The following is a 26,571-nucleotide window of genomic DNA, read 5'->3' as shown; positions in this document are numbered from 1 at the left end:
CAGAAGGAAGAGTTACAACTTATGGATCGCATTAGAATTGTAGGCGGCAACGAACTCAAGGGCACCATTCCGATCTCGGGAGCGAAAAATGCCGCTCTGCCGCTGATGATCGCCTCGCTTCTGACGAGCGACACGCTGACGCTCGAAAACGTGCCGCATCTGGCCGACGTAGAACAGCTGCTGCGCATTCTCGGCAATCATGGGGTCGACGTCGCCGTCAACGGCCGCCGCGAACGCCAGGAAGAGAGCTATTCGCGCACCATCAATTTCACCTGCCGCACCATCGTCGATACGACCGCCCCCTATGAGCTGGTCTCCAAGATGCGGGCGAGCTTCTGGGTCATCGGGCCGCTGCTTGCCCGCGAAGGCCAGGCGCGTGTCTCGCTGCCGGGCGGCTGCGCGATCGGCACCCGTCCGGTCGATCTCTTCCTCGAAGGTCTTCAGACGCTCGGCGCCTCCCTGGAGGTGGACGGCGGTTATGTGAACGCTACGGCCCCCAAGGGCGGCCTGATCGGCGCCACCTACGTCTTCCCGAAAGTGTCGGTCGGCGCGACCCACGTGATGATGATGGCGGCGACGCTTGCGCGCGGCACGACGGTGATCGAAAACGCCGCCCGTGAGCCGGAGGTCGTCGATCTCGCAAAATGCCTGACCGCCATGGGCGCCAGGATTTCCGGCGCCGGCACCCGGACGATCACCATCGAGGGCGTCACGTCGCTCTCCGGCGCCCGCCACCGGGTCCTGCCGGATCGCATCGAGACCGGCACCTATGCCATGGCTGTGGCGATGGCCGGCGGCGACGTCGTGCTCGAGGGCACGGAAGCGTCGTTGCTCGACAACGCGCTCGACACGCTGCGTTTGGCCGGTGCCCACATCACCGAGACCGAGACCGGCTTGCGCGTGGTGCGCAACGGCAACGGCATCCAGCCGGTCGATATCACCACCGAGCCGTTCCCGGGCTTCCCGACCGACCTGCAGGCACAGTTCATGGCGCTGATGACCCGGTCTTCAGGCGTTTCGAACATTACCGAAACGATTTTCGAGAACCGCTTCATGCACGTCCAGGAGCTTGCCCGCCTCGGCGCCAGGATTTCGCTGTCCGGCCAGAAGGCCCGGGTCGAAGGCGTGACTCGGCTGAAGGGCGCTCCGGTCATGGCGACCGACCTGCGCGCTTCCGTCTCGCTGGTGATTGCCGGCCTTGCCGCCGAAGGGGAAACCATGGTCAGCCGCGTCTATCACCTGGACCGCGGCTTCGAACGGCTGGAAGAAAAGCTCACCCGTTGCGGTGCAGTGGTCGAGCGCGTCAGCGACTGATCGATCCGAAAGGCTGATATTTATAAAGGCTGAGATTTATGAAGGACGGTTGGGGCATTGCCCTTGCCGTCCTTTTTTGCATGTCTATCTCTTGCATACGCCCTTCTTTAATCCCGCCTCATATTGTTTGATCCGGCACCTCCACGGAGATTTCCCCATGACCGATCTTCAAGCCCCCGTCTGGTTCATCACCGGCTGTTCCACCGGCTTCGGCCGCGAACTTGCCAAACTGACGATCGAGCGCGGCTGGCCGACCGTCGTCACCGCCCGCGGCAAGGATCGCGTCGCCGATCTGGCCGAAGGCACGGACCATGTCCTGGCGCTCGATCTCGACGTGACGGACATGAAGCAGGTTTCTGATGCGGTTTCGGCTGCCGAGCGGAAGTTCGGACGCATCGACGTGCTGGTCAACAACGCCGGCTACGGTTATCAGGCCTCGATCGAGGAAGGCGAGGAGGACGAGATCCGGGCGATGTTCGACGCCAATGTCTTCGGCCTGTTCGCCATGACCCGCGCCGTGCTGCCGGGCATGCGCGCGAAGCGCAGGGGCCACATCCTCAACATCACCTCGATGGCCGGCTTCATGGGCCTTCCGAGTTCCGGATATTATGCGGCGAGCAAACATGCGGTCGAAGGTTTTTCCGATGCGCTCGCCCATGAAGGCGCGCCGCTTGGCATCAAGGTCACCTGCGTCGAGCCCGGTCCGTTCCGCACCGACTGGGCCGGCCGATCCCTGAAGCAGACGCCGAGCACGATCGCCGATTATTCCGAGACGGCGGCCGCCCGCATGGGCGCGACAGCCGGCTATAGCGGCCGCCAGCCGGGCGATCCGGTGCGCGCCGGCGAGGCGATGATCGCCGCGACCGAAGCGGATCAGGCGCCCCGCCACTTGGTTTTGGGCGCCATCGCCTATAACGCCGTCACGCAAAAGCTGAAGGAGCGCCTGGCCCAGATCGAACTCTGGGAGGACATCAGCCTTTCCGCCGATTTTCCCAGCTGAGGATGGCGCGGTGGGCGACAGGCTGGTGAGGCGGTCATTCGCTCCCGGGCGAGTGGTGAACCGTCCTGCAGTCGACCGGACCGCAACCGCTCCGGTCGACCTTCACTGCGGCGGAAGCAGCGGCCGCAAAGCATCGTTCAGTCCGGTCGTGCCGTAACGAATATTGCTGGCGCCCGGTTCGATATCGATCAGGCCGCCCTTGTTATGAGCGTCATAGACCTTAATCAGCAGTCCGGCGGCACTCGCGTTCATGCTCCGCTCGAAACGTTCCTTCCATTGCGGACGGGGTATGGTTTGTGCAGAAACCGTCCGGCCCAGGAGCTGGCCCAGCGCCTCCGCAACGTCGCTGGCGCTGTACCGGCGTGGCCCTTCGGCATGGATGACTTCCGGGCCTTGCCCGGTGGCAGGCTGCAACAGCAGGCCGGCGGCAATCGGGCCGAGGTCCGGAGCCGAAATCGTGGGAAACCTTCTGTCGACCGGGTCGTGAAAGGTCGGCAGGATGCCGGATGCGATGGCGGTCGGGATGACGCGCCCCCATCCTTCCATATGCTCCGCCGATCGCAGCAGCAACGTGTGGCTATCGAGCCGGCCGAGCCTGTCCTCGAATATCCGAAAGATGCTGGGCATCCCGATGTCGTCGGTGACGTGAGCGCCGTAGTCGGAAATCGCCAGCACCCGCTTGGTGCGCGCCTGTTCGAGCGCTCCGGCAAGGCTTTCTATCGCCCGCAGCATCTCGTCGGCGGTGTCTTTCGCCTGCGGCGAGGCCGGGAGGATGATCTGTACGGCATCCGCGTCGGCGATCGATCTGGCGAGGGCTTCGGCATCCAGAAGGTCGGCGATTGCGATCTCGCAGCCGATCTTGCTCAGCTGTTCCGTCTTTGCCGGATCGCGCAGGATCGCCCTGACGGGCACGCCCGCCTTGCGCAATGCCAATGATGTTGAATAACCGACCTTTCCGGCCGCTCCGACGATTGCAAGCATGTCCAATTCCTTGAGTTGCGAGGTATAGAGCTAAGGAATAGGGCAGGCCGCATCGCGCAGATTCAGACGGATCTTTGCAGTTTCGGGCGGATTTCGGGTGCCGGACGAGCGATCTCGCTCGGGGTCTGCCCGAGGATACGCTGCATCGTCGAGGCCATGTGGCTCTGGTGAGCGAAGCCGGCGGCCAGGGCGATCTCGCTGGCCGGCATCCTCGTCGTGGCGATCAGGGCCCTTGCGTATTCGATGCGGCGGCGCATCACATATTGATGCACGGACGTTCCGGTGCTGTGGCGAAACAGCGTCTTGAGCCGGGTGACGCTGACGCCCGCGACGACAGCCAGATCGGCGAGATGAAGTTTCTGGTCGAGGTTCGTCTCGATGAAGTCGGTCAGCATTCTGAGCTGGCGCGCGGACATTCTTGGCGCGCCGGAGGCTCTCGGGTATGGACTGCCGTCAGTCGTGGTTTCGATCAGTCGGACGGCCAGCGCGTTCGCCAGAAGATCGATGTAGAGCGGATCGGACGGCATTTCCGCCTCGAGATCCGCCTTGATGGCCCAGCCGATCGCCTCGATACGGGCATCGCGAAGCTGGAGCCGCGGGATGAATTCGATCCTTGCTGTGTCCCTTCCAAGCTCTTCGGCAACCTGTTCCAGAAGCGAGGGGCGAAGGCTCAGCCGCAGGATCTGGCAATCCGCATCGTCCTCCCAGGATCCATCCACGCCCGCCGGAACGAAATCGATATCGCCGGGCTTCTGCAAACGCCGCATCCGCCTGTCGCCGACCGTGCAATCCGCCTGGACGGGCGGACCGAAATGCATGCCCAGTCGATGCAGTTCGCTCCCCCGCACATGCGAAGACACTCCGCCCGGGATATGCACGAGAGCGGCATCGAGCGCATTCCAGGCTCTTCCCTCACTGGAAAAGAGGATCCGGGCTGACGGTTGCGGCGAGGAAAATGTCATGGTCGGATGTGCTCGGATCTCAACGTTTGGAACGATGCTATCCCTCATTCGCCTTCGCAACAACGCGCCAAATCGCGTGGAGTAGGATCTGCCGTCGGCCGGTTACCGCGGCGATGCCGATCTGCCCTACGGACCGGTGCTGGTGGTCGGAGGCGGCCAATCGGGCGTCCAGATCGCGGAGGGATTGGCCGAAGCAGGCCGGTGGTGCACAGGCTTCAAGGGTGATTTTAGTTGGGTGAGACTTCCCGGTGTGCTCGACAGCTTGGGGCAACCGGTTCACGAGGACGGCGTGACCGCCCTGCCGGACCTCTATTTCGCCGGATTGGATTTCGCCTCGACCCGAAAGTCAGGCACCATATTGGCGGTTGCCGAGGAAGCGCCTCGCCTTGTTAATCACATCGTAGCGCATTCGTAACTACGCATGCCAAGGCGATATCCCCGATAACTCCGGGGAGGAAATGCGGCCGGACGGCGGTTGCCTTCCTGCTTCGTCAAGGGCTTGGCAGATTTTTCGCTCCATCGACATCCCCGGGATCAAGACGCCGGGCCATAATGGCCGCGTCATCGGATGGGAACCGGGTTCGCGAACCGGCTGCCTTCACCAAGGTTCGAAAGTGCCCGGTTCCGGTGATGGTCGTCAAAAGCGGCGAGGGGAGGGCTCGGAAATCCTCCCTGAACCGCAAAAGTCGATCGGGGCAGGTGGAAACCGACCTCACATCAATACCCCATGCCCTGCCTGCCCCATTCCCGTCTTCACCGTGCCGGCACCATCTGTCGGCTGCGGATAAAGCTGCGTGCTGTCTTGTTCGCCGCCGTTGCTTCTTGGCTCGCCACATCCTATCTCAAGTCCCAGGAACATTCGCGTGAACGCGCGCCTCTTAATGGATATTGGAAGCGATGACCGACTTGAAGCTGCTGGCCCTCGACCCGGACGACCTGGGTGTCATTTCCGCCCATATGCAGGATGCGGTCTTCAAGGTGGGTGACGTGCGCTGGTCGCAGCCCGAACGAAACTTCTCGCTCGCGGCCAACCGTTTCGTCTGGGAAAATGCCGGCGAGAAAAAACGTAAAAGTTTCGAACGCCGCCGCTCGGCCATCGTCTTCAAGCGGGTCGAGGCGGTGCGCTCGACGGGCGTCAATCGCGGCCGCAAGGATGAGGTCCTGTCGCTTTTGGCGATCACCTTCTCGCAGAAGGGCGACGGCCCGGAAGGCACGATCGAACTGGTGCTTTCCGGCAAATCGACAATTGCGCTCGATGTCGAATGCATCGAAGTTGCTCTTGCGGATGTCGGCGGCGCATGGGAAACGGCGTCGAAGCCCCGTCATCCCTGATCTGGCCCCTTTGCCCGAACGGCCCGAGCGGGATAACATCGTTTTTTGAGCTGGAAGGGATATCCGCTTGGCAATCTGGTTGGATCAGGCGTCGCAGGATTTTGAGGCGAAGTTTTCCGCATTTCTCTCGACCAAGCGGGAGGTCTCGGAAGATGTGAATACGGTGGTGCGCGCCATCATCGACGATGTGCGCGCCCGCGGCGACCAGGCATTGATCGATTATTCCGCCCGCTTCGACGGTATAGACCTCGCCAAGGTCGGAATAAAGGTGACCGAGGCCGAGATTGACGCAGCACTTGCCGCGACCGACCGGAAGGTCATTGACGCCCTGGAGTTCGCCGCCGAACGGATCGAGCGCCACCATGCCCGCCAGATGCCGAAGGACGACATCTACGAGGATGCGATCGGCGTCGGCTTGGGCTCCCGCTGGACGGCGATCGAGGCTGTCGGCCTCTATGTTCCCGGCGGCACAGCCAGCTATCCGAGTTCGGTGCTGATGAATGCGGTGCCGGCAAAGGTCGCTGGCGTGCCGCGCGTCGTCATGGTGGTGCCTGCAAGCAGCGGCAAGATCAATCCGGCGGTGCTCGCCGCTGCCCGCATCGCCGGCGTCACCGAGATCTACCGCGTCGGCGGCGCCCAGGCCGTGGCAGCGCTCGCCTATGGCACAGAGACGATCGCCCCGGTCGCCAAGATCGTCGGCCCCGGCAATGCCTTTGTGGCGGCGGCCAAGCGGCATGTCTTCGGCACGGTCGGCATCGACATGATCGCCGGCCCCTCGGAAGTCCTGGTCATCGCCGACGCTGAGAACGATCCGGACTGGCTGGCCGCCGACCTGCTCGCCCAGGCCGAACATGATGCCGGCGCCCAGTCGATCCTCGTCACCGATGACGCCGGGCTCGGCAAGGCGGTGGAGGCGGCGGTCGAGCGCCAGCTGAAGACCCTGTCGCGTTCGCAAACCGCCGCGGCGAGCTGGCGCGATTTCGGCGCCGTTATCCTGGTGCCGGACCTCAAGGCCGCGCTGCCGCTCGCCAACCGGATTGCCGCTGAGCACCTGGAACTTGCCGTTACCGACCCCGACGCGCTGTTGCCCGGCATCCGCAATGCCGGTGCGATCTTCATCGGCCGCCATACGCCGGAAGTGATCGGCGATTATGTCGGCGGCTCCAATCACGTGCTGCCGACCGCCCGTTCCGCCCGTTTTTCCTCCGGCCTTTCGGTGCTGGATTTCGTCAAGCGCACCTCCATCCTGCGGCTTGGGCCGGATCAGCTCCGCCAGCTGGCGCCGGCGGCGATCACGCTTGCGCATTCCGAAGGGCTCGATGCGCACGCCCGTTCCGTCGCAATCCGCCTGAACGGCCTGCCCCTCGACGACGAGGGCTGACGGATGGGGCGGGGCGACTTTCGGCTTTACGACGTCGTTCTGGACGACTCGATCGGGCGTTCGACGCCCGATGTGGAGCACGAGCGGGCGGTCGCCATCTTCGACCTGGTCGAGGAAAACTCTTTCGAGCCGTTCGGCCATGCCGGCGGCCCCTACAAGCTGAAGCTCTCGCTCGTTGACGCCAAGCTGGTGCTCGGCATCACCACCGAAAGGGGCGACGAGGTGGCGACCCATATCCTGTCGCTGACGCCCTTCCGGCGGATCATCAAGGACTACTTCATGATCTGCGAAAGCTATTATGAGGCGATCCGTTCCTCTACCCCGAGCCGCATCGAGGCAATCGACATGGGTCGGCGCGGCGTCCACAACGAAGGCTCGCAGACGTTGATGGACCGGCTGGACGGCAAGATCCGCGTCGATTTCAACACGGCCCGCCGGCTTTTCACGCTGGTCTGCGTGCTTTACTGGCGCGGTTGAGCATGGAAGCAGTGCTCGCGCCGGAGACCAAAACCAAGAGACCGGGCGCCATCCTTTTCATGTGCGGCTTCAACATCATCCGTTCGCCGATGGCGGAGGCCATTGCAAAGCGGCTGCTGCCACCCGATATCTACGTCCAGTCGGCGGGCGTGCGCTCCGGTGAGCGCGATCCCTTCGTGGATGCGGTGCTGGAGGAGGTCGGCCTTTCGATCGGCCGCCACCAGCCGCGTACGCTCGAAGAGCTCGAGGACGATTTTTTCGACCTGATCGTCACGCTGACGCCGGAAGCCCACCATGCCGCGCTGGAACTGACCCGGGCCAATGCCGTCGACGTGGTCTATTGGCCGACCATGGATCCGACCGCTGCGACCGGCACCCGCGACCAGATGCTCGATGCCTATCGTGAGGTTCGAGACCACCTCTGGCGGCTGATCGACGAACGGCTTTCCGGCATCAGCCGGCACCCCGCCGAGACCGCCTGAAACGGCCTGCCGGATGTGACTTGAAACGACATTGAGAATAGCGCGCAAGCGAGGTTCACAAAGCGGACACGATTGTGTAGTTTCCGCGCAAATTTCCGGGCGGGCGCGAAAAGCGTTGCCGGCCCAACCCAACACAGGAAGAAAAACTATAGATGGCTAAAGAAGAAGTCCTCGAATTCCCGGGCGTCGTGACCGAACTCCTGCCCAACGCGACGTTCCGCGTGAAGCTCGAAAACGAACACGAGATCATCGCCCATACCGCCGGCCGCATGCGCAAGAACCGCATCCGCGTTCTCGCCGGCGACAAGGTGCTTGTCGAAATGACGCCCTACGACCTGACCAAGGGCCGTATCACCTACCGCTTCAAGTAAAATCCCTTCATCCGCGGCGGGCTCTCATGGCGCTGGAACAAAAGCTGATACTGGCCTCCGGTTCTCCGCGCCGTCTCGACCTCCTCAACCAGGCCGGCATCGCGCCGGCGCGGCTGATGCCGATGGATATCGACGAGACGCCGAAGAAATCCGAACATCCGCGCTCGCTTGCCCGCCGGCTTTCGACGGAAAAGGCCGAAGCGGCGCTTGGGGCCATCCGCAACGATCCGGCCTGGCGGCACAGCTATATCCTGTCGGCCGACACGGTGGTCGCCGTCGGTCGCCGCATTCTCGAAAAGACCGAATATACGGAGCAGGCCTCGTCTGCCCTGCACCTGCTCTCCGGGCGCGGACACTGGGTCTATACCGGCATCTGCCTGATCACCCCCGGCGGCCAGTTCCGCCAGAAGGTGGTGCAGACCAAGGTGCGCTTCAAGCGGCTTTCCACCCGCGAGATCGACAACTATATCGCGTCCGGGCAATGGCGCGGCAAGGCGGGCGCCTACGCGATCCAGGGAATTGCCGGATCCTTCGTGCAGAAGCTGGTCGGCTCCTACACCAACGTCGTCGGCTTGCCGCTTTTCGAGGTGACGGGGCTTTTGACCGGCGAAGGCTTCGACGTGGCGGCGGCCTGGCCGGAAGGCTGAAAGAGGCCGGTTCAGACGGCGCGGCCAATAGAGCAAGCCGACCGAAAGGTGCTCCGGCTGCGCCTGCAGGGTGTTTTCGGCGATCAAAAGCTGCCGAAGCGCCATGCCCCTGTAGAAAGGAGTATTCTAAAATGACATCCGAACCGATCAAGACCGGCGGCAAGGTCGAGCCGCTCCGCAAGACGAGACCCTGCCCGGAATGCGGCAAGCCATCGGCGCGCGACCACTATCCCTTCTGCTCCGACCGCTGCCGCACGCTGGACCTGTCGCGCTGGCTGACGGGCTCCTACGCCATTCCGGTCTCGGACGACGAGACCAAGGCCGACGGTTCGGACGACTGAGCCGAGCAGGTTGCGCCTGTTTTTGTTCAGGAATTAGCGATTTTCGTAAACCTGTCAAAAAAGTGGGTTCTGGCGCTGGACATGGCCGAACAAGATGTTATAACCCCGCTCGCTCCGGGGGAAATGACCCCCGCCGGCCTCGGCCGGAAGGCCTCAGGCCTCGATGCCCGGATAGCTCAGTTGGTAGAGCAGCGGATTGAAAATCCGCGTGTCGGTGGTTCAAATCCGCCTCCGGGCACCATTATAAGCCATTGGTGCTATTGCCGCTTCCGTTATATAATCCGTTTTTGATGATTCCGGCTTGACAGATCCGATCCTTGCCTTCACCGGAATCGGCGCCCGTGGAGCCAGCGCGGACCGCTTGGGAGCCGCGAATTCAGTTGTCGTCGTTCCGGCCGCTCTGGCGCTGAAGGATATGGGCCCTTCCCCGCCGACTTCGCCACAAACCAGGATTACTGGCCGTAATGGTGACAAACCGCCTGTGGGCTCTCGCCGTCTCACCTTGAGCTTCGTAAGATTTTAAAGTAAGCGTTCGCCTGTACAGCAGTCATAGAAGCAAGCGGTTTCGCAGTCCCTTTGGCACCTTTCAATAAGCCCCAGTTGAGACTTCGCGAAGAAACTGAAGGCGACGGATGGGCATGGTTGATGCGACGGAAATGTCAGCGGGGATGAAATCCCTTTTGCACGTGCACCGCAGCAAAGGGACCGTCGTAACGAGCCTTGTATTTATCATTGCTCTTTCCTTGGTCGTGTCTACTGGAACCTGGGACGCGTTCGGGAAGCGTTCTTTGGGATTCTTCTCGACACTGATCGGATTGTTTGTCCTCGGCATACACCCAGTTATCAGGGTGAAGGCTGCGGCCGTGCTTAGTGGCCTCGCGCACTGGCTCACTAAACGCGGGGCCTTCGCGTCAAACCCAGAGCAAGAAGCACCGAAGTTCGCGCTCATACGCATCGCATTTGGACTCTTCATGACCGAGCGGGCCTTCTGGATATTAGCCTATCTTGAGCCCTCAGATTGGGGGCAGCCAACTGTTTGGTTGACTTCCATGACGGGATTGTTGGGCGCTGTCTTGGTGACATTCGGCCTCTGCACGCAATCCGCGCTCGTGTACTTGATCGTTTTCCAATGGCAGATGGGAGACGCCCTGCTCAGCACGTACACACTGGGGAACTATATCGCAGCGATGCTTTCAGTGCTCCTGATCTTTGCAAACGCCGGTGCGAACTTTTCGCTCGATCGAGTGCTGATGAAAAGAGGMACCTTCGCGGGAAAGGCCATCTCGGCGTTCTACTATGACAACCGACTGCCAAGTGAATCCGGACTGCAGCTCGCGAAGCTGATGACGCTCGCCTGTTACTGGTGCGTGTGCTTGTACTCGCTTTCGATTCACCTGGCCGAGCCAGCATGGATGACAGGCTGGGCGGGTCCAATGCTGCTCACCAACAACTTCATGTCCAGATATTCTGCTGAGTTTAGTTGGTTGCTTTCGCAAGGCCCGATCCCGGTTTTCCTGGCGCGGGTATCACTCTGGGCGATGTTGCCGTGGTATCTTCTGCTGCTGCCGTTTGTGCTTGTAGGCGGAGTGTTTCGCAAGTATGTAATTGTATGGGCCTTGCTGTTCTTCGGGCTTAGCCTGTTCGTCCTACAGCTCGGGTGGCTGGCTCAATTCGAGTTCCTGTTCCTGGCAGCCTTGTTTTGGACCAAGACGTTCATCAGTGGTGTAGACAGGCTGCAGGTCGCGTACGATGACCGATGCAATCTGTGCGATAGAACGGTAACGTTCGTAAAGGCCGTCGATCTATTTAGACGGGTCCAACTTAAGCCGCTGTCCAAAAACATTCCGTGGCTTCTCGAAGTCGGTATCGACCCTGATGATGCTCAAAAGGATCTCTACGCGGTGGATGCCAGCAACGGGAAGGCAGTCAAAGGTTACGAGTTCTACGTGCTTTTGTCGCAGCACGTGTTCCTTTTGCTGCCGCTCCATCCGTTGCTCATAATTGGTAGGTACTTGGGCGGCCCCTCAATCTACAGGTTCGTTGCCGAGCGCCGGACGAGGATGTTCGGCGTATGCCAAATCCCCACGCCAAAGCCAGAGCATACGCTGTTGCAAACAGGTCAGATAGTCCACAAGGATATCGTCCCTGGTGATCCTATCTCCACTGTCTTCTCTCATGTAATGATCCTGCTTGCATGCTATGTAATTTCGCTTCCTCTGCCGTACGTGGTGACAAACCCTCCGAAGGTCTTGCGGGAAATCCAGAAATCCGTTGCGGCGCCGACGGACGCAGTCGGAATCTACGGAGTCGGTCCAATCAACGTGTTTAATTCAACCGATCTTCGCATGGCTGAGAACTGGTTTACCCTCAGCAGGAAGACAAAGGATGGCCTCGAACAGCTTCTTCCTATATTCACCGAGGACGGGAAGCGACTAGCAGCTCACAGGTCTGACCGGGTCTATTATGGGCACACGGTAAGGTTTAGGCGTGGGGTGATCGGCACAGAAGGCTGCCAATTCGATGCGTTTCGCGAGAAGGTCAGCTATCTGGTCGAAAACGAACACCTGAACGGTGACATACTCATTTATCGCCAGTACCTGGAGCCGCTACCCAGCGTAGATTTGGTATTGCGGGGCCAATATATGGCGAGCGAGAGACGACTTGTCTGCGAAGTAACGTTTTGACAGATTCCGCGGTACTGAGCTTAAAAGCCTACCATGAAGGCCCCCTCGGAAGGGCTTTTTTCGTTTTGCTTCACCCATAACCAACTGGCCTTTACAAAGGCCCGGGAAGACGGCCTCTTGGAGAAGCGCTGCGATTTCCCCATGTTTTATGAATGCGGCTCCAGTCATCGAGAAGCGGCTCCGCAGTTCCGTGTTTCGCCTCGCTCCGTCAACATCTGTACCGCACCGATCCCACGCTGACTGACGTCTGCGATATCAATTACTTGGGAACGCCCACAGAGGTGAACTGAGACCTCTCGTTCGAAATAAACAAAGGTCAAAAGGTGAATATGGGACTGGGCTTCGAAAAAAATGGTCTGGCATGGATGCGCGTTCCGATATAACGATCGTTGCCGTCGCACAACATAGGCTGAAGTATCGAATCGGCCCTCAGGTGTCGCGCTCTCCGGCTAACACCGGTTGGTAGGAGTGTCTTGTAATTGGCAATGCTATTTTAGCATTCTGACGGATCCATACGTGACGCATCGAATGTATAAGATTGACAAGCCATGCCTGAACCAAAGAACTGCGCAAATCGCGTCGGTTGGGCTGGCATGATCGGACGAGTTTTTAGACGCTCTTGGCCAGTCGCTATCGCCGTTGCTGCCTGCAGCTTTGCCCTTTACCAATTCGATTGGCGCAAAATGGCGGTTATCTTGCCTGCGGTACCCGTTGGCTGGCTTCTCTGCATGATGTCCATAGTGACGATCTTGGTATTTGCAGTTTGCGCCGCCCGCTGGATCGCCATCAGCCAGCTCCCCTGGATCTCGGCGGTGATCGGCCCCGTCTATTGCTACGTCGCTTTCGTGATCGGGGCATCGATTGTCACGCCCCTGCAGCTGGGAGAGCTGCTGAAAGTGAAGTTTGCGCATGAATCCGGCATCAACATAGGCAACTCGACCTTCAACGTCGCGCTTGAGCGCATCCTCGACCTAGCGACCATTGCCGCCATGGGGGTATCTGGCCTGATTTACGTCCGCTCCGGATCTGCATTTCTGTCGCTGCTCGCGCTGATACTCATGTTTTTTGTCGGGCTCGCCATTCCGCTGGTCCTGCAGGCCTATGTTCGCCGACTAGCTGATACGTCGTTCGGACGGCGCATGAAAGTCTTTTCGGGGCGACCGATCCCCATATATCGCCTTGCGATCTTTGGGGTCACGACCATTCTTAAGTGGGGGCTGACTTTGGCAGCCTGGTTGCTCATCCTCAGCGCCGTCGATGTAAACCTGACCATCGGGCAAGGATCGCTACTGGTCGGCTCGGTCACGGCGATATCTATCTTGTCTATGATTCCGGGTGGACTTGGCGTTCAAGAGGTTTCGGTGCGAGCGATCCTCGTCGGAATGAATGTCGAGCCGAGTCATGCCGAGGCGGCGGCCATCGTTCTCAGGTTGTTCACGCCGGTTATGGTCGTCCTCGGTCTTGCCCATTTGCCTTTCCTCTATCGAATATCCAACTCTACGGGGCGAACAAAAAGCAATGTCTGAGAAACAGGGTATCTTTTCCATCTTGCGCCATCCGGTCGTATACGAGGTCGTCCAGCAGATCTTCCAAGCCGAACGAAATCGCAAATGGTTTGCCGACACCTATGTCCGCGCAAATCCCGGCGACCGCGTGTTGGACATAGGCTGCGGACCAGCAAACCTGCTGGAGCATCTTCCGAACGTCGATTATATCGGCTGGGAACCCAACCCCGCGTATATCGAAACGGCGAAAAAGAAGTATGGCACCCGCGGCAGCTTCAACGTAGGCTATTTCGGTGAAGCCGAGGCATCAACGCTGCCACCTGTGGACATCGCCATTGTCGGCGCCGTTCTGCATCACCTTGATGATGAGCAGGCTCGTCATCTCTATGCACTTTTGCGCAAGGTAGTGAAGCCGGGCGGACGCGTGGTGAGCCTCGATTGCGCCTATATTGAGCGTCAGAACCCTTTGGCCCGCCTTCTTGTGTCGCTTGATCGAGGCCAGCATGCTCGCCATCCAAACGCCTATACATCGCTTGCCGCGGCCTCATTTTCGGACGTGACCGGCGACCTCATCCGGCAGCGTTTCCCCCCTTATACCTTTTGGATAATGACGGCGCGCTAGAGTATCTTTACCGGGAGTTTCCAGTGACTACTTTGATGGACTATGACGCGATGGCAACCATGCCACGCAGGCTTTGCCCCAAGTGCGGAGCTGCGGCAGTCGTCGACGACAATCAACCGATTTGGCCCATTAACTTCGCTTGTCTCAACTGCGGTCACGCGCCAACGGTCTGTGATGGAGTACCACTGTACGCACCCGATCTCGCGGATACGATCTCGGGTTTCGATCCGAAGTCCTTTGAGATGCTGGCCGAGATCGAGGATGAGCATTTCTGGTTCGTACCACGAAATAGAATGCTTGTGGGACTGATTGAAAAGTACTTTCCAACGGCGCGAAATGTTCTCGAAGTCGGCTGCGGAAACGGGGTCGTGCTGACAGCGCTCGCCAGAAAGGGCGCCAAGCAGCATTTGGTGGGCTCAGAACTACATCCGTCGGGGCTTGTCGTTGCGGCGCAGCGCATGGGAAAGAATGCCGAATTGGTGCAGATGGACGCGCGCCACATTATGGCGGAAAATGCGTTCGACGTCATCGGCGCTTTCGACGTGATCGAACATATCGCCGAGGACGAAGCGGTCTTACGCTCCGCGCATCGTGCGTTGCGCGCGGGGGGCGGCCTGGTCATCGCTGTCCCGCAGCATCCATGGCTATGGAGTACGGCCGATGAGATTGCGTATCACCAACGCCGTTATAAGCGCGGCGAACTGGAAGCGAAATTGGCCAGAAACGGTTTCGTCGTGGCCTATTCCACATCCTATTGCGCAATGCTCCTGCCGATGATGATCATCAGCCGTGTTCTGGAACGGAGACGCAAGAAGAGTGTTGGTGAGCCGACGATGCCGGATCTAGAGGCAAAGCCGCCTCGTCTTATCAACGCCATCCTACGCTCGATCCTGAGCTTCGAGGTCTCCACGATCCTGGCGGGGATGCAGTACCCAGTGGGCGGATCGCGGATCGTTGTTGCTATCCGGAGCTAAACAGCCGTTGGATTCCAGTCGTGTACCGGATTAAGAAATAGTCGCGCAACCGAAGCCGGATTACAGTGAGCAAAGAAACCGGTAGATTGACTGGTGCGCCTCCTGGAATATGATGCTTTAGCTTTTCAAATCTCGTAGATCGTCGGAGGGAGAGCCGAAGCCGATTGACGCGATCTCCACTGCCATAGCGCGCCGGCGGTCTCCGCCGCTGCTGAATCATTAAGAAGCCGTGGTTGAGGCGTCTGCAGCCGGCTTTTCCGCGTTCGTCTACAAGGACCATTTCTATCCCGGCATAGCGCATGCCAAGCTGCTTGAGATGATGCTGCCGCCCATTCCGCTGAGCGTGCTCGACGAGACGCCATCAGCCTAGTACTGCGCTCTCCGGCCAGGCAGGGACGTCATCGAAGCGGACGGCGTGGTGGTCGGGCTTACGCCAGGTATGGCGGTCACGGTGGAAATCAAAACGGGCTCCCGTCGCATCCTGGAATATGTGGTCTCTCCGCTTGTGGAGGTAGCCTCGCGAGCGATGGCGACGACGCTCGCCGTAGTCCAGAGCAGGGAAAGCGTCTGAGCCCGCATCGAAAATAGAAGGTCTGGATATTTGCTAGTTTGATATCTTATCACGGGTTGGATATCACCGTAATCACACGCGACCGTTGATCCGTCTATTGAAGGCTGGAGATCGTTTTACGGCGGCATCGTATGGCCAAGCTGCACCCCGTCATGTTCCTAGGGCACATTCGTCAAAGAGCTCACGAGGCAAGCCACATATATGGACGAGGGCAAGGGCCGCCAACCCCGGATAAAGGAGGCTCTATCGGAAGCTGCGGGTTTAATGCCGATGTATGAAATTGATGCATTCCAGCGAGACAAGAAGTTAAATTACCTCAATAACTTAGCGTTTGTCTGACCAACTGTTGCCGATGCGCCCGTAATCCTGCCCGCCTTGATCTGTGGTCAGCTTTCCCTGGACGAGCAACGGGCGCTTCTTCATGAAGATTACAGTGGTGGTTCTCTTGGCCGGGAAGTCCGCACGTGACTTCACCGGCGCTTGCCGGACGAGGTCAGGACGCAAATCGTTTCGGCAGGCCTGCGGCCTTGCTCTGGGGTGAAAGAGGGCGCAGAGCGGCATGAGCTTTACTGAATCCCTGTCCGGGACTTTGTGAAACTTGCAGTCTTGGCCTCCACCGACTGCAGACCCCTATTTCAACCTTTGAAACAGATGCCTCACTGCAATAGCCGAGGCTCGGCTTTTGTCTATGATCCATCTCCACCGGAACAAGAAGCATCAAGCGCCGATCCGGTTTGAGGGAGGAGAGACAATGCGCAGGATACTGACATCGATCGGTCTTGCCTTGCTGGCGTTCGCGGGTGTGAACGCAGCGAGCAGTGCCGGGCTGGCGGCGGAATGGCCGAAGGACAAGCCGGTCACTCTGGTTCACGCCTTTTCGGCAGGCAGCGATTATCTGGCGCGGCTGGTGGCCGCGGCGCTGGAAAAGGGCATCGGGCAAACGGTCATTGTCGAAAACAAGCCGGGGGCTGGCGGCGCGATCGGCACGGGCTACGTGGCTCGCCAGAAGCCGGACGGTTATACGCTGGTCACCGCCTATCCGGGACCGGCTGCCAATTTCACCAATACCATGCCCGGGCTGGCCTATAAGCCGCTGCAGGATTTCGAGCACATCATCCAGTTTTCGGTTGGCGACATGGTGCTGGTGGCCCGCAAGGATTTTCCGGCCAACAATTTCAGCGAGTTGATCAGCTATGTGAAGGAGCACCCCTCGCAGGTGAGCGCCGGTAACAACGGCATCGGCTCCTACGGTCACATGATCGAGACCGCGATCATGGATATGGCCGGAATCGACATCAAGCTCGTCAGCTACAAGGGCAGCCCGCCGATCGTGACTGACATGCTGTCGGCGAGCCTGGATCTCTCCGTGGATTATCTCGGTGATGCCTATATCAAACACATCGAGGCAGGCACTCTAAAGCCGCTCGCGGTGATCTCAGCCAACCGGGTCAAGATACTGCCGAACGTTCCGACCCTGAAGGAGGCGGGGCTCGATCTCGTTGCCGTACCGTGGGGCGGCATCATGGCGCCCAAGGGTACGCCCCCGGCGGTCGTCAAGAAGATCAACGACGTGCTCACGGAATATCTGAAGTCGGACGACGCCATCCGGAAATTCGCCGTTGCGGGCCAGGTCCCGGCGCCGACCACACCCGAGGAGTTCCACAGGATCGTCGTCGATGAAGAAGCGCTGTGGCGGAACATCATCACCAAATACAAGATCCGGAGCGAATAGTCCTTCGGTCTCTCCGAGACCGAGAGCGGCGGCCGGCAGATTGACGAAATCCGGGAGCGCATCCGATGTCGAGTGATACCCTTGTCCGGTCACATCGGCCCGCCGACGCGCCGCTGGTGGATGCACATTTTCACATCTATACGACGGACCTGCCGCTGGCGCCTGACGCCTGGCACCGACCGCCGGAAGATGCAGGCACCGAGCGGCTGATCAAGCTGCTCGACGACCATGGCATCTCGCTCGGGGTGGTGGCTGCCGCCAGCTTGCATGGCGAATACAACGACTACGTTCGTGATGCTTTGCGCAGATATCGCCGCCTGCGGGCAACGGCAATCGTCTCTCCGTCCATCGGCATCTACGAGCTGGAGCGGATGCGCGACGACGGCTTCGTCGGCATCCGGCTGATGTGGAGAACGCTTGCGGAGGCGCCGGATATCACCTCGCCGGACTATCGCCGGCTGCTGCGGCGGGTCGCCGATCTCGGCTGGCACGTGCACCTGATCGAACGGGCGGATCGACTGCCGGGGATGATAGAGGAGATCGAGGCAGCGGGCGCGCGCGTGGTGATCGATCATATGGGCATGCCGGAGGCGGGCAAGGGTGTGGACGATCCCGGATTTCGCCTCGTCCTCAACGCGATCGATCGTGGCAATACCTGGGTCAAGCTTTCGGCGGGTTATCGGTTCAAGCCGCCCTCGGCCGCCGTGGATTGCGCGCGGGAGCTGGTGAAGCGGACGGGCGGGGAGCGGCTGGTCTGGGCGAGCGACTGGCCTTTTGCCGCCTACGAAAACAACGTGACCTACGGAGAGACCGTGGCGGCGCTTTCCGAATGGGTGCCTGACCCGGTCATGCGGCGACGCATCGCCGGTCGAAATGCCCTCGAACTCTACTTCATGTAAAAGCTGGGACTGAAAATGGATGCATTCGCGGAATTGACTGCCAAGGCCGAAATCCTGTCCCTCGTCACCGAGTACTGGAACGATGTCGACACCAATTGGGGTGCCGGTGCACATATGATGTTCACCGAGGACGGCGTGTTCGGGTCAGGCCTTTCGGCTTTTATCGGCAGGGAGCAGATAAAGGCGTTTTACGACTGGCGCCGCAGCCGGGGCGAACGCGTTGCGCGCCATCTGATCAACAACCCGATGGTTTCGATCGAAAGCCGAGATCGGGCCACGATCCGATATATCATGACCATCTATGCGGTCGACGGCTTGCCGGTCCTGCCCATCAACGGGCCAAACAGCATTTCGGACGTTCTCGAAGTGGTCGTGCGCGATTGGCCGGATGGTTGGAAGATCCAGTCGAAGGTGTTTACCCATTTGTTCAAGGGGCAGGAGCCGACGACGACGATGCCGGCAGATCTGCGGGAGGCCCTGCTGCCGGAGGGCAGCTCGCAGGCTCAGAGCTAATTTCCATATCATACCGATCGAATGCCGTTGAGGAGGAAAACAGCATGGCCATCGCAACGCGACAGCACCGCCCGCTCAGTCGCCGAAATGTCACTTTCGCCGCCATTTTCGTAGGTTTCAGCGTGGCTGTCGGCATCTACGCTTATGAAACGTTGAAGATCGGCACGGCGGCCGAGATGGGGGCCGGGTTCTTTCCCGTCATGCTCTCGATCGTGCTCGGGTTCCTGTCCCTGGCCGTGGCTTTCACGCCGATCCCCGCAGGCGCCCAGCCGTTGCGGTTCGCCCCGGTCAAGGCGTCCATTCTGATCATGGGGTCCCCCCTGGTCTTTGCAGCGTCCATCCAGTCGCTGGGTCTGGTGGCTGCAGTGGCGTTGACGATCTTCTTTTCCAGTTTTGCCAGCCGGTTTGCCACCCTGCGCCAATCCCTTCTGCTGTCCGTCGGTTTCACCGTCTTTTGCGTGGCGGTATTCCATTATCTCCTGAACCTGCCAATCGCCCTCTGGGGCGACCTGATCACGGGTTAGAAACGCCATGGATATCTTTGCCAATCTCGCGCTCGGCTTCGGGGCGGTTCTTGAGCCTTCCAATCTGATGTTCTGCTTCATCGGCTGCCTGCTCGGCACGGCCGTCGGTGTGCTGCCGGGCATCGGTCCACTCGGTACGATCGCCATCCTGCTGCCGGTGACGTTCGGCTTTGCGCCGGAGGCCTCGATGATCATGCTGGCCGGCATCTATTACGGCGCCCAATATGGCGGCTCCACCACCGCGATCCTCATCAACCTGCCTGGCGAGGCGACATCGGCGGTGACCGCCATCGACGGTTACCAGATGGCGCGCCAGGGCAGGGCAGGGGCAGCACTTGCCATCGCCGCGCTCGGCTCGTTCTTCGCCGGCTGCGTCGCGACGCTCGTTATCGCGCTGTTTGCGCTGCCGCTGACCTCGCTTGCTCTCAGCTTCGGTCCCTCGGACTATTCTGCGCTGATGGTGCTGGGGGTCGTGGCCTCGATCGCGCTGGCGCACGGTTCGGTACTGAAGGGACTTGTCATGATCGTGCTGGGCCTGCTGCTCGGCTGCGTCGGGACCGATGTCTATACCGGCAGCATGCGCCTGACGCTCGGCACGCTTGACCTCGCGGATGGCATTCCGATCATCGCCTTCGGTTCCGGCGTTTATGCGATCGCCGAAATCCTGCGTGGTCTCGAGGATGAAAAGGAGCAGGAGCGGGATGTGCTGACCACGCGCGTCACCGGCCTCATGCCCACCTGGGCGGATATCAAGGAGTCAGCCTGGCCTATCCTGCGGGGGACGGGGCTCGGTTGCATTCTCGGAATCCTGCCGGGTGGTGGCGCGATGCTGTCGTCCTTCACGTCTTATGCGTTGGAAAAGAAGATTTCCCGCCATCCCGAACGGTTCGGCCACGGCGCGATCGCCGGTGTTGCCGGTCCGGAATCGGCCAACAATGCCGGCGCTCAGAGTTCCTTCATCCCGATGCTGACGCTCGGTATCCCCTCGAACGCGATCATGGCGCTGATGATCGGCGCGCTGATGCTGCAAGGCGTGGCGCCGGGCCCCAATCTCGTCAATGAGAAGCCGGTTCTGTTCTGGGGTGTGATCGTCTCGATGTGGATCGGCAATCTGATGCTGGTGATCCTCAACCTGCCGCTTGTCGGGCTGTGGGTAAAGCTGCTCTCGGTGCGCAACCACTACCTTTTTCCGGCGATCATCGGTTTCTCGGCGATTGGCGTCTACAGTGTCGGCAACAATCCGTTCGATCTGGTCGTGATGGCGATTTTCGGAGTTATCGGCTACGGCCTTACCAAGCTCGATTGCGAACCCGCGCCCCTGCTGCTGGGCTTTGTGCTCGGACCGTTGCTGGAAGAATACCTGCGGCGCGCCATGCTGCTGGCGGACGGCAATCCGCTGGTGTTTTTCCAGCGGCCGCTCACCGCCGGCCTGCTGTTTGTCGCGGCAGTGACACTCTTTGCGGTGCTCTTTCCGGCGATCCGCAACCGCCGCAGGGTCGTTTTTGCGGAAGAGGATTGAGAGCTTCTCCATCGTTGCAGGGCGGATTTTACCACGTGTTATGGCGCGATCGTGTTTCATGTCGTGAAATCGCCGCGCGGCGAAGGTGGACCCCTCGACCGTCCGGGTTGTAACTCATCGAAATCCGGCAAACAGCCGGACAGCGTTTCCCACCCATCAACCAACCCCGATATTCACAGGTGAAACTTGCAATATCTGCTGAGTTTCCATTTTTCCGGCTGTGCTGATGAGCGCTGACAAGGTCGGACGCTACAACCCTCTGCTTGCCCTGAAGGACCCGCATTACCGCCGTTTCGCCATCGGGAGCATCGTCTCCGTCCTCGGCATGTGGATGCAGAAGATCGGCGTCGCATGGCTGGCATGGGAGCTCAGCAAGTCGCCATTCTGGCTCGGGTTGATTGCCGCCGCCGACATGCTGCCGTCGATCTTCMTCAGCAGCTTTGCCGGCTCGCTCGCCGACGCGCATGACAAGATCAAGGTGCTGCGTTCGGCGCAATCTGTCGCCATTCTGCAGTCCGTGGCGCTGGCCCTGCTCTCGTGGCTGGGGCTCACCACCGTCGAAGTGCTGCTCGGGCTCACCCTGATCCTTGGAATTTCCAGCAGTCTCGAACAGCCGGCGCGGTTGTCGCTCATTCGGGAAATCGTGCCTGCGGACTATCTGCATGCGGCAGTGGCGGTCAATGCGCTGAGTTTCAACCTCGCCCGGTTCGTTGGCCCGATCATCGCCGGGCTGTTGATCAGTAAAGTCAATGTCGGCGTCACCTTTGCGGCGAGTGCCGCGGCAATCGCCTTCTTCTCTTATGCGCTGGCTATGATCCGGGTCCAGAAGGGTATCGATCGACCCTCAGACGCTGTTCAGCGATCGGGCACCGCCGATGGCTTTCGTTACGTGCGTCGCCACAAAAGCCTTCTCGCGACGTTGGGGCTGCTGGGGATGACCGGGATCAGCGTCAACGGGATATTGCAGATGCTTCCGGCAATCTCCGATGCCCTGTTCGGGAAAGGCATAGACGGGTTCGTGGGGCTGATGGCGGCTTCCGCCTTCGGGTCGGTGGTCTCAGGCACGATAACCCTGCTGCGGCCACCGAGTGCGCGGGGCCTGCTTGGTATCGCGTTTGCCGCGATTTGCGCCACCGCCGCCCTTGCGGTGCTCGCGTTGACGCCGAGCTTTCACCTCGCGCTGATTGCGATCTTCTGCATGTCGTTCGCCAACATGTATGCGGGGATCGCCGGACAAGCCTTGCTGCAGCTGGAGAGTGAGCCCGGCAAGCTGGGCCGCGTGATGGGAATCTACAGCATGATCATCCGTGGCGGTCCCGCGGTCGGTAGTTTCGTCATCGGAACCGCGGCGACGTTTGTCGGCATGGTCATTCCCATCGTCGGCGTCGCGGCGCTTGCCGCCTGTTATTCCGGCGCCATCGCGCTGGCCTTCCGCCGGCAGCAATCGTGACCGTTTTCATTTCATCTGCTGAAATGAAAAAAAGAAGCCTCTGGCCTCATCGCCCGGCGGGGACTACCGTTTGCTTAGGCATTGGTTGGGAGACCGGTGCAGAGGGAATTCTGGGAGGAGTTCTGGATGCTGGATAGCGAGCTTAAGGAGAGACCGGCCAGATCTCCGCAGCTGCCGAAATATAACGATCTTCATTGCAGGGCTAACTCATTGCGTGGCAGCGTCGACGAACACAAGGCGTCCTATGCTCCCGTCGAATCCGCCCGCCGGGTTCTGCTGCTGCTGCAGGCGCTCAATGCCCAGCGTATCGCCACCATCGGCTCGCTGCATCAGGTGACGGGCCTTTCCAAGTCGACGATCGTCAGAATGCTCGAAACCTTGATCAGCGAAGGATACGTCGTCCGCGACAATTTCGTCGGCGGCTATAGCGTGACCTCCAAGGTCGTCTCGCTTGCGTCCGGGTTCAGCGGCGCTCCGTTGCTAATCGAGGCGGCGCGGTCGCGGGCGGTGGCGTTGACCAATGATATCAAGTGGCCCGTGAGCCTCGGAACGCTGCGCGACGGCCACATCCTGGTCAGTTTTACCACGGCGCCGATCAGTCCCTGGTCCTATCCGTTTCCCGTGCTGCACCGGTTCCTGGATCTGGAACTGACCGCGATGGGGCAGTGTTACCTGGCGTTCTGCGATGACGAGGAGCGTGCGCTGCTTTTGAACGCACTGACCCAGCAGCGCCGCGGGCAGGGCAAGCCGTTCGATGCCGCGCGGGTGCTGAGGGACCTCAGGGCAACCCGCAAGCGCGGTTATGCCCGTGTCGGCGGACCGCGGCGGGTTTTCGATTTCGTGGCTGTCCCGATCCTCGACGGTCAGCGTTGCTCTGCCTGCATGGGGGTCGGCTTCTATCGTACCGCGGTTCCGTCCGATCGCATCGTGGAGAGCGTAATCCAGCCCATGCTCGAGACCGCATCCGCCATAAAAGTGGATATGCGCAACCTCAATAGCGCCGGCTACTGAGCCACAATCAACACTGATCCGCTGGGCGTGCTCGATCGGGGCAGGCCTCGCTGTGTCCAATCGTGACCAACCCAAAGAGGGATCCAATGAAGCGTAAGGTTGTGCTGACATGTGCCGTCACGGGCGGCAGTGCTTTATCCAGGAACAGCCAATATGTACCGATTACGCCGGAGCAGATCGCCAATGAGGCGATTGCAGCCGCGCGGGCCGGTGCTGCCTCGGTGCATATCCACGTCCGCAATCCGCAGACCGGCGCCCCCTCGATGAAATTCGAACTTTATGAGGAGGTGATGCAGCGTATCGGACGCTCCGGAGTGGACGTGATCGTCAATCTGACCGCCGGTCCGGGCGCTGGCTACGCGCCGACACTGGACGAGACTGCCGTGCCGCCTGTCCTGTCTCCCACCGTTCGCACCGACCATGTTTCGCGCTTGCGCCCCGATATCTGCACGCTGGATGTGGCGACCATGAATTTCGGCGACCGGGCGATCGTCAATACGCCGCCGCATCTGATCGCCATGGCGAAATCCATCCAGGCGGCCGGTGTGAAGCCGGAGCTTGAAGTTTTCGATGTCGGCCATGTGGGCGTCGCGGTGCGGTTGCTCGAAGCCGGGCACCTGCCGCAACCGCCATTCTTCCAGTTCTGCCTCGGGATTCCGGGCGGCGCTCCGGCGACGACCGAGGCGATGCTCCTGATGCGCTCGCTTTTACCGCCGGGCGCCATCTGGTCTGCTTTCGGCATTTCCCGCTTTCAGATGCCCATGGTCGCCCAGTCGGTCATCCTCGGCGGCCATTGCCGCGTCGGGTTGGAAGACAACCTTTACCTGGAACATGGTGTTCTGTCCGAAGGCAATGCGCCGCTGGTCAAACGCGCGATCGAAATCATCAGGGCACTTGGGGCAGAGCCCGCGACGCCGGCGGAAGCCCGCGAGATCCTGTCGCTCGAAGCGGCAAGGATGGCCGCCTGATGAATGGTCTCGAGCCGGTTTCCGAGACCGTCTTCGATCCTGCCGCGGCAGGCTGGACGAAGCGCCGGTCCAACCCTTTCTCCGATGTGGTCGGGCCGTTCTGGCAGAAGCAGGAGGATGGGCAGATCCTCTTCGGACTACTCTGCACGCCGCAGACTCTGAACAACGCGCGCGTGATGCATGGAGGCGCGCTCGCGACCTTCTGCGATCAGGCATTGGGCGGCACGCTCCATGAAACCTTGTCGCGCGCTCAGGAACCTGATGCGCCGTCGGTGCGGTCCGTCACGGTCCAGCTCAACGTGCAGTTCCTCGCGGCCGTGCGGCCGTTCGATTTCGTGATCGCCCGCTGTCGTGTCACCCGAAAAACGCGCACGCTGGTGTTCCTGGACGGGCTTGTGGAAGTGGGCAACGAGGCTGTCGCATCGCTGCAGGCGGTGTTCAAGCTGGTCAAGCCGGTCGGCTGAACAGGTCCGTCGGTTTGTATTTCAGTCATTGAAATGTCCCCACGCCGACCCTCGCCGAATGCCGCCAAACGCCGCAGAGTCACAGAAACAAAGCGGCCTCGGGGAGGAAAAGCATGCCACGGACGGAGTTTACGGCGCGTTTCAAGGCGTCTCGGCAACTGCTCGGCACATTCGTCAAGACGCCCACCAGCCATGCCTCGGAAATCTTCGGCGGCGCGGGGTTCGATTTCGTGGTGATTGACGAAGAGCACGCGCCGATCGATCGTTTCACGACCGACCAGATCCTGCTGGGATGCCGGGCGAACGATATCGCCGGCCTCGTCCGGGTGCCCTCGTCGGCCCCGAGCGCCATCCAGTCGGTGCTCGATTGCGGCGCCAGCGGTGTGCTGGTCCCGCATGTAGCCTCAGTCGAGATCGCCCGCGCCGCGGTGGCCGCCAGCCGATATCGCGGCGGGGCCCGCGGCTTTTCCAATTCGCCGCGCGCCGGCGGTTACGGCGCGACCGGCATGTGGGCGCATATCGAGGCGCAGGACCGCGATATCGTCGTGCTGGCGATGATCGAGGATCGCGAAGCGATCGATGTCATCGAGGCCATCGTGGCCGTCGACGGGCTCGACGGGATATTCATCGGTCGCGGTGACCTGACGGTTTCGCTCGGCGCCAAGTCGGCGAGCGAGCCGGTGGTCAAGAATGCTGTTGCGCGCATCATGGCCGCTGCCCGCAATGCCGGCAAACCCATCTGCATCATGGTCGGCTCGGTGGATGAGGTCGCGCCTTTCCGTGCGGACGGCGCAAGCGCCTTCATCGTTTCCTCCGACCAGGCCCTTTTGCGCGCCAGCGCCAACCGGATTCGCGCCGAGTTCAGCGCGGCCGTCAACTGAAACGATCACGTCAGGAATTGGACATGTACGCAGCAAACGACCCACGGGCGGCGCTCAATACTGCAACGGCCCGCAGCAATCCCGCTCCTGCCGCCTACAAGGGCGCGGAATATGCCCGCTTCTATGATGCCCCGCCGCAGGAGGTGACGGGCGGCAGCGAGACCTATTATGCGCGGGGCCAGAACCTTGTGGTCGCGCACACCAGGGGCAAAGCCGGCCTCGTGCTTTCCAGGGCCAACCAGGTCGACGAATATGTGGTTCTGCTTCCCAACAGGGATACGCCGGTCGAGGTCCGCTGGAACGGTCAGAGCATTGCGGTTGGTGGCTATTGCATCGTCGTCGTGCCTCCAGGCGACAGCGAGGTACAGTTGAAAGGCGACGGCGAAGTGATCCGGCTGATCACCACCCGCGCCGCCGATCTCGTCGCCAAATGCTCGAACGCGGACTCCTATCTGAGCCCAGACCCGAACGTCCCGCCGTTCGAGCCCTGGCCCGACCCGGTCGGCGGCCACAAGCTGCGTCAATACAGCCTTGACGTACCGCCGGAACCCGGCCGCTTCGGCATCATCTTCCGCTGCTCGACGATCATGGTCAACTTCCTGCCCGGCAGTGGGCCGCGCGACATCACCAGGATGTCGCCGCACTTCCACGACGATTTCGAACAGTATTCGCTCTGCGTCGCGGGCGCCTACATCCATTACCTGCGCTGGCCCTGGATCAGCGATCTCAATGCCTGGAGGCCGGACGACGCGGAGCTTTGCGCAGCGCCCTCCGTCGCCGTCATTCCGCCCCCGGCCATCCACACGTCCCGGTCGATGGACCCGGTGAAGAACGTCCTGGTCGACATCTTCAGCCCGCCGCGCGCCGATTTTTCCGCCAAACCCGGCTGGGTGCTGAATGCCAACGAATATCCCGCGCCAGGCAACACCGCACGCTGATCCGATTATCAGCCCTTAAGGGAGTACT

27 protein-coding genes and 1 tRNA gene are annotated in these 26,571 nt (G+C 60.8%); 26 read left to right on the top strand and 2 right to left on the bottom strand.

Annotation, left to right across the window (positions count from 1 at the left end):
• The first annotated feature begins 21 nt into the window (after positions 1–21).
• Positions 22–1,314 (top strand): UDP-N-acetylglucosamine 1-carboxyvinyltransferase, encoded by a 1,293-nt coding sequence (gene murA / locus AC1D3C_RS06825; RefSeq protein WP_477482350.1) that lies wholly within the window; start codon positions 22–24, stop codon positions 1,312–1,314.
• Positions 1,315–1,471: 157 nt separating this feature from the next.
• Positions 1,472–2,314: an oxidoreductase gene (locus AC1D3C_RS06820; protein WP_477482349.1), complete on the top strand. Its 843-nt coding sequence runs from the start codon at positions 1,472–1,474 to the stop codon at positions 2,312–2,314.
• Between the two features lie 102 nt (positions 2,315–2,416).
• Here AC1D3C_RS06820 and AC1D3C_RS06815 read toward each other — a convergent pair whose 3' ends face one another.
• Positions 2,417–3,295 carry an NAD(P)H-binding protein gene (locus AC1D3C_RS06815; protein ID WP_477482348.1) on the bottom strand — a complete coding sequence of 293 codons (879 nt, stop codon included), beginning with the start codon at positions 3,293–3,295 and terminating at the stop codon, positions 2,417–2,419.
• 62 nt (positions 3,296–3,357) lie between these two features.
• Complete coding sequence (locus tag AC1D3C_RS06810) at positions 3,358–4,257, bottom strand: helix-turn-helix transcriptional regulator (protein WP_477482347.1); 900 nt, start codon at positions 4,255–4,257, stop codon at positions 3,358–3,360.
• A gap of 897 nt (positions 4,258–5,154) precedes the next feature.
• Here AC1D3C_RS06810 and AC1D3C_RS06805 point away from each other — a divergent pair.
• From AC1D3C_RS06805 to AC1D3C_RS06690, 24 genes are all read left to right on the top strand, one after another.
• On the top strand, positions 5,155–5,589 hold the full coding sequence (locus AC1D3C_RS06805) for a DUF2948 family protein (RefSeq protein WP_247039173.1): 435 nt from the start codon (positions 5,155–5,157) through the stop codon (positions 5,587–5,589).
• Positions 5,590–5,656: 67 nt separating this feature from the next.
• Entirely contained in the window at positions 5,657–6,970 is a 1,314-nt protein-coding gene (gene hisD / locus AC1D3C_RS06800; RefSeq protein WP_477482346.1) for a histidinol dehydrogenase, read from the top strand.
• Between the two features lie 3 nt (positions 6,971–6,973).
• Positions 6,974–7,447, top strand: coding sequence for a UPF0262 family protein (locus AC1D3C_RS06795; protein ID WP_477482345.1), 474 nt, complete (start codon positions 6,974–6,976; stop codon positions 7,445–7,447).
• Positions 7,448–7,449: 2 nt separating this feature from the next.
• On the top strand, positions 7,450–7,929 hold the full coding sequence (locus AC1D3C_RS06790; protein WP_040124542.1) for an arsenate-mycothiol transferase ArsC: 480 nt from the start codon (positions 7,450–7,452) through the stop codon (positions 7,927–7,929).
• A 152-nt stretch (positions 7,930–8,081) separates the two neighbouring features.
• A complete protein-coding gene (gene infA, locus AC1D3C_RS06785; RefSeq protein ID WP_004435948.1) occupies positions 8,082–8,300 on the top strand; it encodes a translation initiation factor IF-1 in 219 nt (72 codons plus the stop codon).
• A gap of 26 nt (positions 8,301–8,326) precedes the next feature.
• Entirely contained in the window at positions 8,327–8,947 is a 621-nt protein-coding gene (locus AC1D3C_RS06780) for a Maf-like protein (protein WP_247036656.1), read from the top strand.
• A gap of 131 nt (positions 8,948–9,078) precedes the next feature.
• On the top strand, positions 9,079–9,288 hold the full coding sequence (gene yacG / locus AC1D3C_RS06775) for a DNA gyrase inhibitor YacG (RefSeq protein WP_046607348.1): 210 nt from the start codon (positions 9,079–9,081) through the stop codon (positions 9,286–9,288).
• A gap of 165 nt (positions 9,289–9,453) precedes the next feature.
• Positions 9,454–9,529 (top strand) — tRNA-Phe (locus tag AC1D3C_RS06770).
• 397 nt (positions 9,530–9,926) lie between these two features.
• The gene (locus AC1D3C_RS06765) at positions 9,927–11,972 is read left to right on the top strand and encodes a thiol-disulfide oxidoreductase DCC family protein (RefSeq protein WP_477482344.1); all 2,046 of its coding nucleotides are present in this window, start codon (positions 9,927–9,929) and stop codon (positions 11,970–11,972) included.
• A gap of 548 nt (positions 11,973–12,520) precedes the next feature.
• Entirely contained in the window at positions 12,521–13,498 is a 978-nt protein-coding gene (locus tag AC1D3C_RS06760) for a lysylphosphatidylglycerol synthase transmembrane domain-containing protein (protein ID WP_477482343.1), read from the top strand.
• Positions 13,491–14,099, top strand: a complete 609-nt coding sequence (locus AC1D3C_RS06755; RefSeq protein WP_477482342.1) for a class I SAM-dependent methyltransferase — start codon at positions 13,491–13,493, stop codon at positions 14,097–14,099. The genes AC1D3C_RS06760 and AC1D3C_RS06755 overlap by 8 nt, the downstream gene beginning before the upstream one ends.
• A gap of 23 nt (positions 14,100–14,122) precedes the next feature.
• Positions 14,123–15,073 carry a methyltransferase domain-containing protein gene (locus tag AC1D3C_RS06750; protein ID WP_477482341.1) on the top strand — a complete coding sequence of 317 codons (951 nt, stop codon included), beginning with the start codon at positions 14,123–14,125 and terminating at the stop codon, positions 15,071–15,073.
• 229 nt (positions 15,074–15,302) lie between these two features.
• Positions 15,303–15,443, top strand: a complete 141-nt coding sequence (locus AC1D3C_RS06745; protein WP_477482340.1) for a hypothetical protein — start codon at positions 15,303–15,305, stop codon at positions 15,441–15,443.
• A gap of 952 nt (positions 15,444–16,395) precedes the next feature.
• Positions 16,396–17,376, top strand: a complete 981-nt coding sequence (locus AC1D3C_RS06740) for a Bug family tripartite tricarboxylate transporter substrate binding protein (RefSeq protein ID WP_477482339.1) — start codon at positions 16,396–16,398, stop codon at positions 17,374–17,376.
• Positions 17,377–17,441: 65 nt separating this feature from the next.
• Positions 17,442–18,275, top strand: coding sequence for an amidohydrolase family protein (locus AC1D3C_RS06735; protein ID WP_477482338.1), 834 nt, complete (start codon positions 17,442–17,444; stop codon positions 18,273–18,275).
• 15 nt (positions 18,276–18,290) lie between these two features.
• Positions 18,291–18,788: a nuclear transport factor 2 family protein gene (locus AC1D3C_RS06730; protein WP_477482337.1), complete on the top strand. Its 498-nt coding sequence runs from the start codon at positions 18,291–18,293 to the stop codon at positions 18,786–18,788.
• A gap of 44 nt (positions 18,789–18,832) precedes the next feature.
• Positions 18,833–19,312 (top strand): tripartite tricarboxylate transporter TctB family protein, encoded by a 480-nt coding sequence (locus AC1D3C_RS06725; RefSeq protein WP_040124556.1) that lies wholly within the window; start codon positions 18,833–18,835, stop codon positions 19,310–19,312.
• 7 nt (positions 19,313–19,319) lie between these two features.
• Positions 19,320–20,831, top strand: a complete 1,512-nt coding sequence (locus AC1D3C_RS06720; protein WP_477482336.1) for a tripartite tricarboxylate transporter permease — start codon at positions 19,320–19,322, stop codon at positions 20,829–20,831.
• A gap of 226 nt (positions 20,832–21,057) precedes the next feature.
• On the top strand, positions 21,058–22,281 hold the full coding sequence (locus AC1D3C_RS06715) for an MFS transporter (RefSeq protein WP_477482335.1): 1,224 nt from the start codon (positions 21,058–21,060) through the stop codon (positions 22,279–22,281).
• Positions 22,282–22,491: 210 nt separating this feature from the next.
• Complete coding sequence (locus tag AC1D3C_RS06710; RefSeq protein ID WP_051900409.1) at positions 22,492–23,292, top strand: helix-turn-helix domain-containing protein; 801 nt, start codon at positions 22,492–22,494, stop codon at positions 23,290–23,292.
• An 86-nt stretch (positions 23,293–23,378) separates the two neighbouring features.
• The gene (locus AC1D3C_RS06705; RefSeq protein WP_477482334.1) at positions 23,379–24,260 is read left to right on the top strand and encodes a beta-keto acid cleavage family enzyme; all 882 of its coding nucleotides are present in this window, start codon (positions 23,379–23,381) and stop codon (positions 24,258–24,260) included.
• Positions 24,260–24,724, top strand: a complete 465-nt coding sequence (locus AC1D3C_RS06700) for a PaaI family thioesterase (RefSeq protein WP_477482333.1) — start codon at positions 24,260–24,262, stop codon at positions 24,722–24,724. The genes AC1D3C_RS06705 and AC1D3C_RS06700 overlap by 1 nt, the downstream gene beginning before the upstream one ends.
• 113 nt (positions 24,725–24,837) lie before the next feature.
• Positions 24,838–25,605, top strand: a complete 768-nt coding sequence (locus AC1D3C_RS06695) for an HpcH/HpaI aldolase family protein (protein ID WP_477482332.1) — start codon at positions 24,838–24,840, stop codon at positions 25,603–25,605.
• A gap of 23 nt (positions 25,606–25,628) precedes the next feature.
• Entirely contained in the window at positions 25,629–26,543 is a 915-nt protein-coding gene (locus AC1D3C_RS06690) for a cupin domain-containing protein (protein WP_477482331.1), read from the top strand.
• The last annotated feature ends 28 nt before the right edge of the window (positions 26,544–26,571 follow it).

The sequence above is a fragment of the Neorhizobium sp. P1_A6 genome, assembly GCF_056406795.1.
Note: the sequence above shows the minus strand (reverse complement) of the source record. Positions and strands in the feature narration are given on the sequence as shown.

What these genes read in the sequence shown, in the direction of transcription:
- AC1D3C_RS06720 (WP_477482336.1), top strand. Translation starts at nt 19,320, where the DNA reads ATGGATATCTTTGCCAATCTCGCGCTCGGCTTCGGGGCGGTTCTTGAG.
- AC1D3C_RS06780 (WP_247036656.1), top strand. Translation starts at nt 8,327, where the DNA reads ATGGCGCTGGAACAAAAGCTGATACTGGCCTCCGGTTCTCCGCGCCGT.
- AC1D3C_RS06730 (WP_477482337.1), top strand. Translation starts at nt 18,291, where the DNA reads ATGGATGCATTCGCGGAATTGACTGCCAAGGCCGAAATCCTGTCCCTC.
- AC1D3C_RS06700 (WP_477482333.1), top strand. Translation starts at nt 24,260, where the DNA reads ATGAATGGTCTCGAGCCGGTTTCCGAGACCGTCTTCGATCCTGCCGCG.
- infA (WP_004435948.1), top strand. Translation starts at nt 8,082, where the DNA reads ATGGCTAAAGAAGAAGTCCTCGAATTCCCGGGCGTCGTGACCGAACTC.
- AC1D3C_RS06755 (WP_477482342.1), top strand. Translation starts at nt 13,491, where the DNA reads ATGTCTGAGAAACAGGGTATCTTTTCCATCTTGCGCCATCCGGTCGTA.
- AC1D3C_RS06815 (WP_477482348.1), bottom strand. Translation starts at nt 3,295, where the DNA reads ATGCTTGCAATCGTCGGAGCGGCCGGAAAGGTCGGTTATTCAACATCA.
- murA (WP_477482350.1), top strand. Translation starts at nt 22, where the DNA reads ATGGATCGCATTAGAATTGTAGGCGGCAACGAACTCAAGGGCACCATT.
- AC1D3C_RS06690 (WP_477482331.1), top strand. Translation starts at nt 25,629, where the DNA reads ATGTACGCAGCAAACGACCCACGGGCGGCGCTCAATACTGCAACGGCC.
- AC1D3C_RS06820 (WP_477482349.1), top strand. Translation starts at nt 1,472, where the DNA reads ATGACCGATCTTCAAGCCCCCGTCTGGTTCATCACCGGCTGTTCCACC.
- AC1D3C_RS06795 (WP_477482345.1), top strand. Translation starts at nt 6,974, where the DNA reads ATGGGGCGGGGCGACTTTCGGCTTTACGACGTCGTTCTGGACGACTCG.
- AC1D3C_RS06810 (WP_477482347.1), bottom strand. Translation starts at nt 4,257, where the DNA reads ATGACATTTTCCTCGCCGCAACCGTCAGCCCGGATCCTCTTTTCCAGT.
- AC1D3C_RS06725 (WP_040124556.1), top strand. Translation starts at nt 18,833, where the DNA reads ATGGCCATCGCAACGCGACAGCACCGCCCGCTCAGTCGCCGAAATGTC.
- AC1D3C_RS06790 (WP_040124542.1), top strand. Translation starts at nt 7,450, where the DNA reads ATGGAAGCAGTGCTCGCGCCGGAGACCAAAACCAAGAGACCGGGCGCC.
- AC1D3C_RS06760 (WP_477482343.1), top strand. Translation starts at nt 12,521, where the DNA reads ATGCCTGAACCAAAGAACTGCGCAAATCGCGTCGGTTGGGCTGGCATG.
- AC1D3C_RS06695 (WP_477482332.1), top strand. Translation starts at nt 24,838, where the DNA reads ATGCCACGGACGGAGTTTACGGCGCGTTTCAAGGCGTCTCGGCAACTG.
- AC1D3C_RS06740 (WP_477482339.1), top strand. Translation starts at nt 16,396, where the DNA reads ATGCGCAGGATACTGACATCGATCGGTCTTGCCTTGCTGGCGTTCGCG.
- AC1D3C_RS06735 (WP_477482338.1), top strand. Translation starts at nt 17,442, where the DNA reads ATGTCGAGTGATACCCTTGTCCGGTCACATCGGCCCGCCGACGCGCCG.
- AC1D3C_RS06805 (WP_247039173.1), top strand. Translation starts at nt 5,155, where the DNA reads ATGACCGACTTGAAGCTGCTGGCCCTCGACCCGGACGACCTGGGTGTC.
- AC1D3C_RS06705 (WP_477482334.1), top strand. Translation starts at nt 23,379, where the DNA reads ATGAAGCGTAAGGTTGTGCTGACATGTGCCGTCACGGGCGGCAGTGCT.
- yacG (WP_046607348.1), top strand. Translation starts at nt 9,079, where the DNA reads ATGACATCCGAACCGATCAAGACCGGCGGCAAGGTCGAGCCGCTCCGC.